Annotated in this window: 14 protein-coding genes; all 14 read right to left on the reverse strand. The window is 37.9% G+C overall.

The features are described 5' to 3' along the window. Positions 1-933, reverse strand: coding sequence for a 2-hydroxyacid dehydrogenase (locus tag BUL40_RS03035; RefSeq protein WP_080318037.1), 933 nt, complete (start codon positions 931-933; stop codon positions 1-3). Next, entirely contained in the window at positions 930-1,295 is a 366-nt protein-coding gene (locus BUL40_RS03040; protein ID WP_080318038.1) for a cupin domain-containing protein, read from the reverse strand. Before BUL40_RS03040 ends, BUL40_RS03035 begins: the two co-directional genes overlap by 4 nt. Positions 1,296-1,325: 30 nt before the next feature. Next, positions 1,326-2,678, reverse strand: coding sequence for a magnesium transporter (gene mgtE / locus BUL40_RS03045; RefSeq protein ID WP_010519469.1), 1,353 nt, complete (start codon positions 2,676-2,678; stop codon positions 1,326-1,328). Next, positions 2,665-3,537, reverse strand: a complete 873-nt coding sequence (rsmA, locus tag BUL40_RS03050) for a 16S rRNA (adenine(1518)-N(6)/adenine(1519)-N(6))-dimethyltransferase RsmA (RefSeq protein WP_080318039.1) — start codon at positions 3,535-3,537, stop codon at positions 2,665-2,667. Before rsmA ends, mgtE begins: the two co-directional genes overlap by 14 nt. Positions 3,538-3,571: 34 nt before the next feature. Continuing rightward, positions 3,572-3,868, reverse strand: coding sequence for a gamma-glutamylcyclotransferase family protein (locus BUL40_RS03055; protein WP_080318040.1), 297 nt, complete (start codon positions 3,866-3,868; stop codon positions 3,572-3,574). Positions 3,869-3,871: 3 nt separating this feature from the next. Then, a complete protein-coding gene (locus tag BUL40_RS03060; protein WP_010519472.1) occupies positions 3,872-4,189 on the reverse strand; it encodes a DUF4286 family protein in 318 nt (105 codons plus the stop codon). 6 nt (positions 4,190-4,195) lie between these two features. Further along, on the reverse strand, positions 4,196-5,983 hold the full coding sequence (locus BUL40_RS03065) for a tetratricopeptide repeat protein (RefSeq protein ID WP_080318041.1): 1,788 nt from the start codon (positions 5,981-5,983) through the stop codon (positions 4,196-4,198). Between the two features lie 70 nt (positions 5,984-6,053). Continuing rightward, positions 6,054-8,249: a PepSY domain-containing protein gene (locus tag BUL40_RS03070; RefSeq protein ID WP_080318042.1), complete on the reverse strand. Its 2,196-nt coding sequence runs from the start codon at positions 8,247-8,249 to the stop codon at positions 6,054-6,056. Positions 8,250-8,256: 7 nt separating this feature from the next. Further along, on the reverse strand, positions 8,257-8,745 hold the full coding sequence (locus tag BUL40_RS03075) for a DUF2271 domain-containing protein (protein ID WP_080318043.1): 489 nt from the start codon (positions 8,743-8,745) through the stop codon (positions 8,257-8,259). A gap of 7 nt (positions 8,746-8,752) precedes the next feature. Continuing rightward, complete coding sequence (locus tag BUL40_RS03080; protein ID WP_080318044.1) at positions 8,753-10,243, reverse strand: ankyrin repeat domain-containing protein; 1,491 nt, start codon at positions 10,241-10,243, stop codon at positions 8,753-8,755. Between the two features lie 6 nt (positions 10,244-10,249). After that, entirely contained in the window at positions 10,250-11,179 is a 930-nt protein-coding gene (locus tag BUL40_RS03085; protein ID WP_080318045.1) for a DUF6607 family protein, read from the reverse strand. A 213-nt stretch (positions 11,180-11,392) separates the two neighbouring features. After that, the gene (serS, locus tag BUL40_RS03090; protein WP_080318046.1) at positions 11,393-12,664 is read right to left on the reverse strand and encodes a serine--tRNA ligase; all 1,272 of its coding nucleotides are present in this window, start codon (positions 12,662-12,664) and stop codon (positions 11,393-11,395) included. Between the two features lie 117 nt (positions 12,665-12,781). Then, positions 12,782-14,113, reverse strand: coding sequence for an HTTM domain-containing protein (locus BUL40_RS03095; RefSeq protein ID WP_080318047.1), 1,332 nt, complete (start codon positions 14,111-14,113; stop codon positions 12,782-12,784). Then, positions 14,100-15,035 carry a bifunctional riboflavin kinase/FAD synthetase gene (locus BUL40_RS03100; protein WP_010519480.1) on the reverse strand — a complete coding sequence of 312 codons (936 nt, stop codon included), beginning with the start codon at positions 15,033-15,035 and terminating at the stop codon, positions 14,100-14,102. Before BUL40_RS03100 ends, BUL40_RS03095 begins: the two co-directional genes overlap by 14 nt. Positions 15,036-15,080 lie beyond the last annotated feature (45 nt).

The raw sequence follows: 15,080 nt of genomic DNA on the forward strand, positions 1-15,080 counted from the left end.
TTAAGAAAATTGAGCTTTTACCTTGTCTACTATGGTTTGTGCCAACTTAATTTTACTTTCTACGGTCCAACCCGCTACATGAGGGGTTAAAAGCACATTGTCTGCTTGCTTTAAATATTCAAAAGGTTTAGGACTTTTAGTAAACCAATCTTCAAAAGATTTTTTTTCGTATTCCAGAACATCTAGCCCGGCACCTAAGATTTTACCTTCTTTTAGGCCTACTACCAAATCTTCCGTTTTAATACACGTGCCACGTGCGGTGTTTAGAATCCAAAATGGTTTATTAAACCCAAATATAAATTCAGCATCTACCATGCCAATAGTTTCTTCGGTTTGTGGTACATGTAGGCTTACCACGTCAGCGTGTTGCTTAAACTCTAAAATACCTACTTGTCTGGCATTTTCATCGCCTACACCCCCAAGAATATCATAACAGATAACCTCTACATCAAAACCACGTAATTTTTTTGCAAAAGCTTTGCCCATATTACCATAGCCTATAATGCCCACAACTTTTCCGTCTAATTCTACGCCGCGATTATCCTCTCTATTCCATTGGCCGTTCAAGACTTCTCTATGGGCCTTATTCATTTTATTCATTAAGGAAAGCAACATGCCTAAGGCATGTTCCCCAACCGCATTTCTATTTCCTTCTGGTGCGCTGGCCAAAAATATGCCTAGTCTTTTGGCGTATTGGATATCTATGTTCTCCAAACCTGCACCAACCCTGCCTATGAACTTTAAATTTTTTGCCGCGTCTAAAAACTGCTGATCAATGGTAAACCTACTTCTAATTATAATACCATCATATTCGTGGATTTTAGCCTCAATCTGTTCTTTGGTACTGGTGTAATCTTCATGATTTTCCCAGCCCAGTTCTTGAAAACCCTGGATTAATATAGCGTGATTGGTATCTAAATGAAGTACTTTCATATTTTAGGATATGCTGTTTTTGTAAGTTGGTGTTTTGTTTTGCCCGTATGTGCGGTAGTTAGTTTTTCAAAAAGCAAGACCTCTACAATTTCATTGTTTTTGGTCAATGGGCAGTGTTCTATACCTTTTGGCACAATAATGATTTCACCTTCTTTTACTATTTCTGTTCGGTCTCTAAATTGCATATATAGGGTGCCCTTTACTACCTGAAAAAGTTCGTCTTCTTTTTCATGGCTATGCCAAACAAACTCTCCTTGTAATTTAGCCAACAACACTTGCATTTGGTCTACCACGCCAATTTGTTGTGGGTGCCACTTAGCTTCGAATTGTTCAAATTTTTGTTGAATGTTTATCGATTTCATGCCAATTTACTTTACTGCTCTTAGCCGCTCTTATAAACCTAAGATAAGCTTGGCGATGCTAAAATAGATAAGAATGCCAAAAATGTCATTGCTGGTGGTTATAAACGGCCCGGTTGCTATGGCAGGGTCTATACCTCTTTTATCTAGAAAAAGTGGTACAAAAGTGCCAATAAACCCGGCTACTACAATAACCGCAATCAAAGAAATGGAGATGGCAATAGAAGTCATTAAATCCCCTTTCCAAAGCCAAGTAAACAATAGTAATAAAATAGAAAGGATAAACCCGTTAAGTAATGCTAAAAGCATTTCTTTGATTAAACGGTTGCTTATACTCCCCTTTATATCATCATTGGCCAAGCCTTGTACAATTATGGCGCTGGATTGTACCCCAACATTACCAGCCATGGCCGCAATAAGTGGCGTAAACAGGAATAGGATGGTGTAAGCCTTAAACATTTCTTCAAAACCACCCATTATTACCGCGGCTGCTGCACCGCCAAAAAGGCCAAGAATAAGCCAAGGCAAGCGGGCACGCGTTAACTCCCAAATACTATCATCAGAATCTACATCTTGAGAAATACCGGCCGCCATCTGGTAATCTTTGTCGGCTTCTTCCCGTATTACGTCTACAATATCATCAATGGTAATGCGGCCAACCAAGCGTCCTATTTCATCTACTACGGGTATGGCTTCCAAATCATATTTAGACATGATTTTAGCTACCTCTTCTGGTTTCTCGTTAACGTTAACAGAATCTACCTTATTAATGTAAACGTCTCTAATATTGGCACGGGTACTTGTGGTAAGTAGGTCTTTTAAAGATAGTCTACCTTTTAATTTATCCTCGTCATCTACTACATAGATACTGTGCACGCGCGTAACATTTTCTGCCTGTATGCGCATTTCTTTTACACAGGTGAGTACATTCCAATTTTCATTAACCTTTACCAATTCTTTTGCCATTAAACCACCAGCGGTACTTTCATCATAGCGTAATAAATCTACAATGTCCTTGGCGTGTTCACGGTCGTCTATCTCAGAGATTACTTCTTGTACAATACTTTTGGGTAATTCTCCTATAATATCAGCAGCATCATCCGTATCTAGTTCTTCTAGCTCAACAGCTATTTCTTTTGGCGAAAGGTTGCCCAAAATGGCTTCACGTACGTCTTCATCTAACTCTGTAAGCGCATCAGAAGTTTTTTCACTATCCAATTGCTTAATTAGATAAGTGGCTTCTTCAATTTCCAGGTCGTTTACAATCTCCGCAATATCCGCATAGTGAAATTCCGTGAGCATTTCTCTAAGCTGATCATGTGCTTCTTCTGAGATAAGCTGCTGAATTTCCACTAAAAGTTCTTCTGTTAACTTAAATGGCGTCATTTTCTATGCGTTTGGTTAGCTCTAAAAATTGTGCCACAGACAATTGTTCTGGGCGTTGGTCAAATATAGCGTCTTCTTTTAATTCTGTTGAAAGCTCTAGCGGTTTTAAACTGTTTCTAATGGTTTTTCTACGTTGGTTAAAGGCCATTTTTACCACTCTAAAGAACAGGCGTTCATCACAAGCTAGAGAAAAGTCTTTTTTACGTACTAAACGCAGCACGCCAGATTGCACCTTTGGTGGTGGATCAAAAACTTCTGGGTGTACCGTGAACAGATATTCTGCTTCATAAAAAGCCTGAACCAAAACAGACAAAATACCGTACGTTTTGCTGCCTTCTTTTTCGCAAATACGTTTGGCTACTTCTTTTTGAAACATACCGGAAAATTCTGGAATGGCATGTCTTAACTCCAGAACCTTAAAAACAATTTGACTGGATATATTGTAAGGAAAATTACCCGTTATGGCAAATAGTTCCTCGCCGTATAATTTGGTTAAATCAAACTGAAGAAAATCGGCCTCTATAACCTTAAGTTTTCCATTTTTATTGAACACGTTGGGGTGTTCTAAGGTAAAGCTGTGGTTTAAATAAACTATAGAATCTGCATCTAAATCCATAGCCACCAAGTCTATACCCCTTTGTAGCAAGTATTTAGTTAAAACTCCTGTGCCGGGGCCTATTTCTAGCACCTTGTCATAGCCATTTAAAGAAAGGGTTTCTGCAATTTGTTGTGCTATTTTCTCGTCCTTCAGAAAATGTTGTCCTAAGTGTTTTTTGGCTTTTACCGGTCCATTGTCATGGCCGTGGTTTGCAGGAACATCCCGTTGGCCACGAAACTTGTCTTTTCTCTTTTTAGGCATAAGGAGGTTTTGCACGCAAGGTACGACCCTAAAATTAATTTTCTATATAAACCCAGGCTTTAATCCCAGAATTGAGTTGTAGCATTTTTCGTTTGTATGCTTCACCTTCATACTGGTCCGTAATTTGTAATTGTTGGGTGGTAAGGTTAAATACCGTGCCTTTAACAACTTGGTTCAACGCTTTTCTAACTGCTGGATATTTACCGTATACCACATTGTTCAACAGCTCATAATCTTTTAATTGGTCTGTAATACCTTCTAAGGTTGTACCATAAAGGTCTAGTTGAATAGTTGTCTGTTGCAGGGTGCCATAGCTAAAAACCAGATGCATATATTAACTTTCTTGCTCGCTAATAACCTCTAGTTCTGTTCTAAAAGAGACAAATTTATTTGGAAACAGACGCTCTCCTTGAAGTCTCATGTTTTCTGCATGCTCCGTGTAATAGCTTTCTAAGGTGGGCCTATCTATACTTCTGTATTGAACGGAGTAGGTTGTGCCACCCATTTCTTCCTTAACTACTACTTTGCACATCTTGGCTTCTACAAACTTTTTTGTAGCTAACATTGCTGGTATGTGAATATCTTTCATCCAACTTAACCATTCGTCATGTACAGAATCGTCTATGTTGGTAGTAACGTTATATATAATCATGTTTCTCTAATTTATGGTGTCTCCCCTTAGCCTTCTATAATTTTTACGAGCTTGCGGAAAATAGTAACTGTCTTTAAAATTGAAAATAATTTTCTCGTAATACTCTTTTGCCTTTTCCGGTTGGCCTAATTTATTTTCTAATAATTCTGCTAATCTAAAATGGGCATCATCCGCTAAAATACCATCGGCATAAAATTCTATGATTTTAATGTAATTAAAGCGGGCATCATCATATTTGTTCTGCGATTCTAACAATTGCGCCTGTTTTAATAGTGCTTCGTCTTCTATACTTTCACCTTTATGCTCGGTTAAAATTGCAGTTAGAGCATCTATAGCCTCTTGGGTTTTATTTTGATAGGCCAATAAATCTGCTCTTGCATATTTTTTTAGTGCGGTTTGTGTGGAATCTTCCTGGGAATTATCAGAAATTAGAAGGCTTAGCTGCATGGCATCATTAGCAATTAATTGCGAAGTAGAACTCCTTAAAACCTTTAATTGGGTTAATGCCCAGTCAAAATCGCCTTTGTAAAAACTGGTTTGCGCAACTTTAAACCTAGCATCTTGCGCCAACACATCGTTTTTAAGGCTTTGTTGTACTTGCGTAAAATAGATAAGTGCCTGATTAAATTTTTGGTCAAAAACCAAAATGTCTCCTAACGCCATTTTTAAATATGCGGTGCCAAACCTGCCCATCGGTAAGTCCATACTCTCCCTTAGTAGGGCTATTGCTGGCGCTGCATTACTCATTTTAAAGGTTAGAAAATTGGCATAGGCAATTTGTAAATTTAGTGTGTTTAGTTCTTGCCCATAAGTAACCAATAAATTTTGATATTGTTTGTCTAGGTCTTTTAGGTTTGGATTGGGATTGGTTTTTAATTCAATTTCTATAAGTTCTAGTGCAGCATTTAATTGGGTGTCTTTATCATTGGATTTATCCGTGATAAAAGAAAAGATATTCTCTGCGGTATCCCAAGCTTGGTTTTCCAAGCAGATTTGCCCTAAATTTTTGAGTCGCTCCAAAGAGGCTTCATCCGTACGCTTAAATATTGCCTTTTCTTGGGCAAATGCGCTTTTGTATTGTTGTTGTTGTATAAAAAGCCAGCTCAACATTTCGTTCCAAAATACATCGGGTTGTTGTTGCGCGTTTTGCAGCAGAATCTTACGTAGCAAAATGTTATTGGTGTTTTCTGGGTTTTCCGTAATAAAATCTTCTAAATAACGCTGAACACTAGACCTACTGGTCTTGCCATCGTAAACCAAGCTTAGGTATGCCCTAAACATTTTTTGAACTTCGCCCTGCTCTCCGTAAATACGGGCCAATTGCAAGTCAAAATTTGCCTGCGGATTCAATTGCATGGCCAAACTATAAGCTTCTACGGCTTGGTTTAACAAGGAGTATTTTTGAAATCTGTGCCCAATGGCATAACCATAATTCGGGTTGGTTTGTATGCTGGCAATGGCGCGATCATAAAATAAATCGGCCTCTTCTTCCCGTTTCATTAAAGCATAGTTGTAACCGGTTTCAATATAAAAGGTTGGGAAAACCCTAGGCTGCTCTAATTTCTTTAGTAAAAAAGATTCTGCGGTTTGGTAGTCTTCTAATTGTTGTAATGTGGTAATATAATATTCTGCGAAATCTGTTCTACCAGGTGATTTTTTCACTAGTTTTTGGTACAATACCTTAGCTTTCTCAAATTCACCATCGTTAAAATACTGCTTAGCCAAAAAGTCTTCCTGAGAAAAGCCAATGGCACTTAGCATAAAAGCAATTAAAACGAAAAAGATAAAACGCATAGGATAAATATAACGTTGCTTTTTAGAGTTTTGTGTTAAGGGGATTAGAATTTATTGGGTAAAATCTGGCTTAATAGCAATCTGAAAGTATTTGACCTTTTTCTTCAAAAATACGCAAAGGCTGGTTTATGTAGGTTAGCGTAGCCTGGTCTAGAACTTCTAAAACTTGTTTGTGCATGGCTAATGAACCGCAAATCATGATGGCACCACCGTTATGTAATTTTTCGGCTATTTCCTTACTATGCAATTCTAGTAATTGTTGTATGTACTGTTTTGTTCCTTCTTGGGAGTAGGCCAAATGTACCTGTTGTAGCTGTTTTGATTCTAAATGCGTGGATAGGAACGGTTCATAAATTTGGTAAGAGGCCTTTGTGCGGCCACCCCAAAATAGATCCAAGGGAATCCTTTTCTTGTTCTCTGCAATTAATCCTAAAAATGGAGCCAAACCTGTACCGTTAGCAATACAAGTGACACTTGTTGCCTTTTTTGGAAAATGAAAGTGTGTGTTCTTTTGAATGTTGGCAGTTATCTTATTGCCAGTTTCTAAGGTTGAAAAATACCTAGAACAGATACCATGCTCATGAATTTTAATGCTCAATAAAAGGGTTCCGTTGTATTTTGCTATAGAATATAGTCTTGGTGCTTGGTCTTCCTTGGGTCTGTATGCAAGTAAATCTCCCGATTGAAATTTTATTTTTTTTCTAGGTTTTAACTGCAACAAGAAGGTTTGGTCTACATTTACTTCAGTTTTAAAGATAACTTCAAACTTTTTGGGTTTAAGAAAATTACTTTTAGGCAAGTAGGCCTCTACACGTAAACGCTCTCCCGTTCTTTGGTTATATTTTTCTATCCAATCTAAAAACGTTTCCTTAGCTTGGTTGTTTATTTTTACCAATGGAAGGGTTTCTTTAAAGTTATCCTGTTTGCGTAAGTTTTGTGCAACATCTATCGCAAATTGGCAGTAGAGCGGATAGGATAAAGAACCAAAACCAATAACTGAATAGTTGAGTTGGTTGGGTTGTACTACGGTTTCAAGTTTGTCTAAGAATTTATTTGCATTGGTAGGCGCCTCACCTTCGCCATAGGTAGAGGTAAGAATAAAAATATCCGTTGCCTTTTTGTAGGTGGTGTAGGAATTCAAAGGAGCAACAAAAACCCTTTTACCTGCCTTAATCAATCCTTTTTGTAAGGCCAAAACAAAACCATTGGTATTACCGGTTTCCGAACCATATAATAGTATGTGAGAACTTTCGTCTTCACTAAACTTAGACTTGCCTACGGAATTTTTTACGCGTTTGCGCCACATGACAAAACCGGAATAAATAAAGAAAAGGATTGAACTACTTGCGAGTAATAATATTAAAGACCATAGAACAGACCCTTGTCCTGTATGCAGGGTTAAACTAAGTCTACTGGCCAAATAGGTAAAAGGATAAGGTTGTTCACTTAAAATAGCACCGGTATATTGGTGTACGTATAGCTCTCTGTTTTGTAGGGCTAGCTCAAAATAATCTTCTGGAAATGGGGAAAACGGAAAGGTAACCAATCGCACTTGGTCCATGGTTATTTCTTTGAAGATGGCAAGGTCTGACGCTTGTATATTTTCATCTACATGGTCTTCTGGTTCCATAATCTTATGGGTAACCCGTGTGGATGGCAAGAGTGAAAATTTTTCCGCAGACAGATAAACTCCTGTGGCGGCAATTAGTATAATGGGTAGTAGAAACCAACGCCCAAGTACCACGTGGTAACGTAATTCAAAATAGTCTGGCTGTACTTTATTAAAAAATTTTAATAAACCGCCTTGGCGTTTAATAATCAGTAACAAACCGGTAACGGCAATTAAACAAAGTAAGAATGATACCAAGCCAACAAAAAAACGCCCCACACTTTTTAGGAATAAAGACCGGTGTAGATTGGTAGTAAAGCTAAAAATAGGATGTTGTGGTTCTGGTACACCTAAAACTTTGGCGGTTTTTGGGTGTACGTATAGCGCCTTGTTATCCCCTTCTTTGGTTACAACATTGGCCAATATATAATCATCTTGGTCTACTTTAAAGGATAGTACCTCATCGTATTCTTGCTGTAAAGCAGCAATTGTTTCGGACAGTCTTACTTCGTTTAGTGGAACAGGATTATACCCATTGGTAGCGGTTTGCATGGGCTCAAAGGCCAATACAATTCCGGTAACCGATGCCAGAATTAAAAAAAGGCCCGATGATAGGGCCAATACCAGATGACTATACCTCCAAATAGAGATGGTCATAAGTAATTTATTGTTTAATCATTCTAACATATCTAATGTAACCCTTACCTTCTTTTTTGGTGGCAAGATTTTCGGTAGTTAAGTCAAACTCTACATCGTCCTTGTAATATTCATGGTCTTCAACGGCCGATTCAAATCGTAATTTGAATCCCGTATCGATTTTGTCTGAAGGAATTTGTAAAACAGTCATCTTTCGCTGTCCTCCGGTAACGGTTTCACCAACGATACCATCTAGGGTAGGTCTTTTTACTCCATAAAGGTTTTTCCACCATGCTGTTAAATCTCGGTACCATTCTTCGTCATCTCCTTGAACATAAAGGGTCTCCACATATTTATCTTCCTTATCTACCACAGAAACTACCACATAGGCTCCTTCGCCCTCGTAATTGGTTAATTGAATCATGCACTTATAACCAACAGTGTCTGGTGCCTGCACAAAGGCAATTAGGGTAGTTAGTATTACTAAACTAAAGGCTAATCCTAGTATTCTTTTCATTTTGTTCTTAAGGTTTTAAAAAATCTAGTTTGATGTTGTTTTTTCTTAGCATTTCGTTTTCAGAAGCCAAATCAAATACTGTTTCCTCAAAGTCTGTAGTGGCCGAAACATCTGCGCCAATAGCAATTAAATACTTTAAAATATCATCGTTCTTAGAAGACATGGCCGCAAGGTGTAGTGCCGTGTTGCCCTCGTTGTTCTTCTGGTTTACATTTATCTGGAAAGCAGCTAACTGTTTTAGTAGTTTTAGGTTATTCTCTTTAGCAGCCAAATGCAGTAGGGTATTGCCATTGTTTTGCGGTGCGGTAAAATCTACATTCGCTTTTTGCAACAAAGCAAGTTTGGCCTCATATAAATCTACATTTCTTGGATTGTAATTTTGTAATAAATAGTAGGCTAGACCATTACCATCTTTATCTTTTGCATTTATATTGCCTCCTTGTTCAATTAAATAGGCCACCACATCTGCAGAATTGCGCTCTACTGCGAGCATTAAAGCCGTTTGCCCTTTTTTGTTTACGGGATTAGTTGCTTTTTTAGGGGCCAAGAGCTGTAGTACTTCCAAGGTATTGCCGCTAGCAGCATTTAAATAAGGGGTCTGGCCATTGTTGTCTGCCAATTCTGAATCAAGACCTGCTTGGATAAAATGTTTAAAAAGCGCCAAATCTTTATTATTTCTGGCAATAAGATGCAGTAGGGATTGCCCATCAGAATTAATTAAATTATTGGCTAATCCTAGCCCCTCTAAATAGTCAAAAACTTTTTTATCATTCTGGCTACGACGCGTACCTTGGGCGGCCAAAAAAAGCGCGTTTTCTCCATTATTGTTAATAGCTTTATAAGCTACGCCTTTGTCTTTAAGTGTTTTTAGGAGGTTAATATTTCCGCTACGTGAGGCATACATAAAAGCGCCATTACCATCATTGTCTTTGCTGTTTAAAGAAAGCCCCTTATCTATAAAATATTGGATAATTTTATAGTCTTTGGCACTAGAAGAAGAGAGTAAAAGAGCATTGGCCCCGTTGTGTGTGGTTGCTTTTAAATCGGCTCCTTTAGCCAGTAAGGCATCGTAGATTGTAGTGTCATTTAATCCTGCATTAGCAGAAAAATTTATCACAGAATAACCATGGGCATCTACTGCTGCAGCATCTGCGCCATTTTTTAGTAGATAATCTACAACTTGTTTGTTGCCAGAATAGGCTGCCCAATGTAGATAAATTCTTCCGTCATGGGTAAGTTTGTCCACACCATTTCCTTCTTTTTCTATAATGTAGGCAATAGTTTTTGGGTCAACTTTTTGTAAAATGGCGTATGTTGGTCCATCAAAAAATGCTGGGTTCCTTTCCGTGATATCATTGCCGGCAGCAATTTGTTCGTCTATCGTGCTTATACTTGGATTATTGCTCCAAAAATCTCGATTTAAAAAGACATTTTTTTGAGCTAGTAGTTGCGCAAAACAACCTAATGTAAGTATACTTAAAATTGCTAATTTTTTCATTTATAATTAGTTTTTACTGTTGTCCTTGGGGTTCTTTACTACAAAGGCATTTATTGTTTTTTCAATTTCCAATTTGCTGGTAAGCTCTTCATCAAACAAATGCTTGTAAAGCACTTTGTGGTCTACTTTTTCTTTAAGGGTAAGGTCTTGGTTGTTTTTATAAACTTTATCCCATACGGCACGCACGGTTGCCCATTTTTCTTTGTGCGTAGACCACCAATTGATAGCGCCTTGGCAGCGTTCATCTGGTACACGCACGTAGGTGTTGTAGCCCTTTTCTTTGGCAAGGACCACATCTTTTTGGTTTGGTGTGCGTATTAGTTTGCTGTTATCTTGGTCATGTACCCAACCGTCTGCGGTTATCTCGTGCCTATTACCTCTTAACGTTATGTTGTAATCTGCTCTGGTGGTATATTCTCTTCTTGGCAAGGGTGCTGGGGTGGTATTTTCCCAATAGCTTTTTCCATCCACATGTACCCATGTGGCGGAGCCTTCATATCTGGGGCTGTCATCTACCTGATAGACTTTTTGTGTCCATTGGCCTTTAACCTCTTTTATTGGTTTTTCTATAAAGGTCCAGTTGTTATCTCCATTGTAGGTGTATAAATCCGTATTTTCAAATAACCAGTCCTGTCTCCAGTGTTTAACAATGTACGGGTCTTTAGGGTCGCCAACTTGTAGTAAGTGTTGTATCACTATTTTATTATCCGTGTCGGTTACTAATTGGGCCCACTCCAAACCTTTGTCCACTTTTGTTTTAGAAGGTTTGTAGAGCGAATCTTTACTGTAGTTAAAAGTTTCGGCAAAGTTGAAAGTTACCTCAAAACAACCGCACATCTTTTTAATAGATTTTTGGTCTAGCTCCTTTTTAGTTTGGGCAACAAGGTGTAAGCAAAGAAGAGAAGCAATTAAAAAAGCACTAATGGTCTTGCTCATTTTTTGATGCGTTGTATCGTTTACGTAATTGAATAAATTCTATTGTAGAATTATTTGGCATCAAAGTTATATATAATGAGTCTAAATAAAAACAAAACTTTATTCTTTTTTTCTATATGTAGTTGGTTTGATTTTACCTCATATACTCTTGGGCAAAATAAAAAAGGAGCCATTAGCTCCTTTTTTATTTACATTTTGAATATCGAAATTTTTCTAATCGATAAAGTCAAAACCGCAATAGGGTACCAATACTTCCGGAATCCTAATACCGTTTTCAGTTTGATAATTTTCTAAAATACCTGCCAATACCCTAGGTAGAGCTAATGAACTGCCGTTTAGGGTATGTGCCAACTGCTTTTTGCCATTCTCGTCTTTAAAACGTAGTTTAAGACGATTAGCCTGATAGGTTTCAAAATTAGATACGGAACTAATTTCTAACCATCTATCTTGTGCTGTGGAGAACACTTCAAAATCGTACGTTAACGCAGCGGTAAAACCTAAGTCGCCTCCACATAATCTTAATATACGGTAGGGTAGTTTAAGTTCGTTTAGTAGTTCTTTAATGTGATTGGTCATATCTTCTAAAGCAGCGTAACTAGTATCTGGGTGTTCTACCCTAACAATTTCTACTTTATCAAACTGATGTAGTCTATTTAAACCTCTTACGTGGGCCCCATAACTACCGGCTTCTCTTCTAAAGCAGGGTGTGTATCCGGTGTATTTTATAGGGAAATCTTTTGCGTTTAAAATTTCGTCCCTAAAAATATTGGTAATTGGTACTTCTGCCGTTGGTATTAGGTACAAATCATCTTCACCTACATGATACATTTGTCCTTCCTTATCTGGCAATTGACCGGTGCCAAAGCCAGAGGCCTCGTTCACTAGGTGTGGCACTTGGATCTCCGTATAGCCTGCAGCCGTGTTTTTATCTAAGAAATATTGAATTAAAGCTCGCTGTAAACGAGCACCTTTTCCCTTGTAAATTGGAAATCCGGCTCCAGTGACTTTAACCCCCAATTCAAAATCGATGATGTCATATTTTTTAGCCAATTCCCAATGGGGTAGTGCACCTTCTACCAGACTAGGGATGTTACCTTCCCTAAAAATTTCCTCATTATCTTCATCGCTATTACCCGCAGGAACGCTACTATGCGGAACGTTGGGTAATTGATACAGCTCTTGTTGCAGGGCAGTAGCTATTATGGATAGTTGCTCGTTTAAGGTTTTGGATTGTTCTTTTAAAGTTGCCGTTTTTTCCTTTAATTCCTTGGCTTCCTCGGCTTTTCCACTTTTAAATAATATGCCAATTTCTTTGGAAAGTTTGTTGCTTTCTGCTAAGGTGTTGTCCAGTTCGGTTTGGGTAGCACGCCTTTGTTCATCTAGCTCTAGAATTTTATCTAGAATAGGTAGAGCCTCTAAATTTCTTTTCTTTAAGGCTTCTGCCAATGCTTCTTTCTGATTCCTTATTTCTTGAAGTTGCAACATCTAATTTGTTCTTTATGCTGCAAATTTAAGTTAATAGGCGAATTATTAAAGCATTTCTTTTGCTAATGAAAACTTATGACTAGCGTTTGCCAACCATAGAATTACTAATGCCAAGATTTACTTTTTAGTCTTAGATGGGTAGGGTAAAACCCACGGATTGGGCTTTATATGATGCCATTTTACACTTGCTAGGTCCACTTTAGGGTCTATAAGCGGTGCGTATTCTCCTTGATTTACCTTGGCTTTAGAGGTTACGTAAACAGCTATATCTTCACCTTTTTGGGCGTACTCTTTCTTTAGATGTTGGGCAAATTGCCAAGCAAAGTCGGGATAACAGGCAACCTTTCTTCGTTGTTTTTTAGTAAGGTAGTCGTTCATGTTAACGCGTGTACTTGCTTTGGTTTTTTTATTCACTACCCTAAAGCGAATTGTGCCCGCTCTACTTCTGAGCATCATACGCCAACTTAATCGGTGGCCTTCTTCTGTCCATAAAACATCGCTACCAATAAAATGATGCCTAATCGGTAGGGCAATCTGTACTATTAGGTAGACCAGTATAGCTGCGGTTGTCCATTTTGCATGGGCGGGCAAGGTACCGGTAATTGGAACAGACCATTTTTTTTCCCGAAGAAATAAATTACGGATGGTTTTAGGTTCAAAAAAGAACAGGCAAAATGCTAAAGATAAATAGGGAAAAATACCAATTCTAAAGACGATGCTGTTAAATAAGTGAAAGAAAATAGCAGCTACAAAGGCAAATTTCCGTGTTCGTTTCCATAGTAATGCCGGTACAATAAGAAGGTCAAAAAATATACCAAAAAATGCAACGGATTTATGTACCCAGGTTTGTTGTAAAAATGCACCTACCAAGGCATAATCTTTTTTCCCTTTTAATAATAGTTCTACAAAACTAAAATCTAGCCAATCTGCATATAATTTGGCAACAGCTGCATAGGTATATACGATAAATAATTGGGCAATTATTAGCCATCTGCACCAATTGTACATCCATTCTTTTTTGGTGGTAGGCTTAATTCTTGAATCTAGTGAAAAACTAGCTGCGGCTGGTAAAAATGCCATGATGTAGGCTAACAACATTAAAAGATAATAATGGTTGTTATAAGAGGTCTTTTGCATTAAATAAACCCCTGTCCAAAGTATGGCAAACCCTAAAGCGGCAAACCGGTACCGATAACCAAGCATGATCAAAATGCCAAAAATGCCCATTAGTGCAAAATAGATGTACATGCCGTTACCGGGCAACGGCTGTAAAAATTCAAAACCAATAAAATTAAAGGTAAATTTAGGTTCTATTAAGGTTCGCCTTACCCAACCTGTGGCAATAGCGCCAAAACTCTCTGCTGCAACTAAAATTCCATAAAACACCCTAAAAACCAAAAGTTGGGCATTATCTACTTTTTTGAACAAGAACTTATTAAGGTGTTCCATTCTCTAGATAGGCTAAGGAGGTAATTTTATCTTGTTCTAGTTGGGCAATCAACTTTTCTAGCGAGTCAAACTTCTTCTCGTTCCTTATTTTTTTAAGTAGGCGCAATTGTAATTTTTGACCGTATAAATCTTGGTCTACACCAAAAAAATGAATCTCGATACTTTGCTGGGTTCCAGAAACGGTTGGGTTAAAGCCAATGTTCATCATGCCATAAACCGTTTTTCCTGCCAATTCTGATTGGGCAATATAAACCCCATTTTGCGGTATAAGCTTGTAAGCTTCTTTTATCTGTAGGTTGGCCGTTGGAAATCCCATTTTTTTACCAATCCCCTTTCCTTTGACTATATGTCCCGTTAGTAAATACGGATAGCCCAAATAAGAGTTGGCTGTTTCAATATCTCCTTCATTTAAGGCAGCTCTAATTTTTGTAGAACTTACAGAAACATCGGATATTTCTTGGGCAGGTATTTCTTCTACATCAAAATCGTACGTTTCGCCGTATAATTTCAAGTCGTTTATATTGGCATTTCTATTCCTTCCAAATCTGTGGTCATATCCAATTACCACATTTTTTACCTTTAGTTGATTGGCCAAAACATCACGTACAAATTCTAAAGCGGTAAGCCTAGAAAATTTTTGCGTAAATGGATGTACAATAAGGTAGTCTAGCCCTATTTCTTTTAAAATTTGCTCTTTTTCCTCTAAGGTATTTAGCAGTTTTATGTTGGCATCTTTTTGCAAGACCATTCTTGGATGCGGAAAAAAAGTAAGTACCAGAGACTTGGTGCCCGTACTTTTGGCATTATTTATGAGGCGTTCTAAAATCTTACGATGACCAATATGAACCCCATCAAACGTACCAATGGTAATAGCCGTTCTGTTGCTGGTTGTAAATTCAAAAATATCTTGGATTGCTTCCACAGAATAACAAATAAAAAAGGCTTACATTTGATAGCAATACGCCCC

It is taken from the genome of Croceivirga radicis (assembly GCF_002072105.2).
GTDB lineage: Bacteria > Bacteroidota > Bacteroidia > Flavobacteriales > Flavobacteriaceae > Croceivirga > Croceivirga radicis.

Coding starts and splice junctions, on each gene's coding strand:
- BUL40_RS03035 (WP_080318037.1), bottom strand. CDS start 933: ATGAAAGTACTTCATTTAGATACCAATCACGCTATATTAATCCAGGGT.
- BUL40_RS03040 (WP_080318038.1), bottom strand. CDS start 1,295: ATGAAATCGATAAACATTCAACAAAAATTTGAACAATTCGAAGCTAAG.
- mgtE (WP_010519469.1), bottom strand. CDS start 2,678: ATGACGCCATTTAAGTTAACAGAAGAACTTTTAGTGGAAATTCAGCAG.
- rsmA (WP_080318039.1), bottom strand. CDS start 3,537: ATGCCTAAAAAGAGAAAAGACAAGTTTCGTGGCCAACGGGATGTTCCT.
- BUL40_RS03055 (WP_080318040.1), bottom strand. CDS start 3,868: ATGCATCTGGTTTTTAGCTATGGCACCCTGCAACAGACAACTATTCAA.
- BUL40_RS03060 (WP_010519472.1), bottom strand. CDS start 4,189: ATGATTATATATAACGTTACTACCAACATAGACGATTCTGTACATGAC.
- BUL40_RS03065 (WP_080318041.1), bottom strand. CDS start 5,983: ATGCGTTTTATCTTTTTCGTTTTAATTGCTTTTATGCTAAGTGCCATT.
- BUL40_RS03070 (WP_080318042.1), bottom strand. CDS start 8,249: ATGACCATCTCTATTTGGAGGTATAGTCATCTGGTATTGGCCCTATCA.
- BUL40_RS03075 (WP_080318043.1), bottom strand. CDS start 8,745: ATGAAAAGAATACTAGGATTAGCCTTTAGTTTAGTAATACTAACTACC.
- BUL40_RS03080 (WP_080318044.1), bottom strand. CDS start 10,243: ATGAAAAAATTAGCAATTTTAAGTATACTTACATTAGGTTGTTTTGCG.
- BUL40_RS03085 (WP_080318045.1), bottom strand. CDS start 11,179: ATGAGCAAGACCATTAGTGCTTTTTTAATTGCTTCTCTTCTTTGCTTA.
- serS (WP_080318046.1), bottom strand. CDS start 12,664: ATGTTGCAACTTCAAGAAATAAGGAATCAGAAAGAAGCATTGGCAGAA.
- BUL40_RS03095 (WP_080318047.1), bottom strand. CDS start 14,113: ATGGAACACCTTAATAAGTTCTTGTTCAAAAAAGTAGATAATGCCCAA.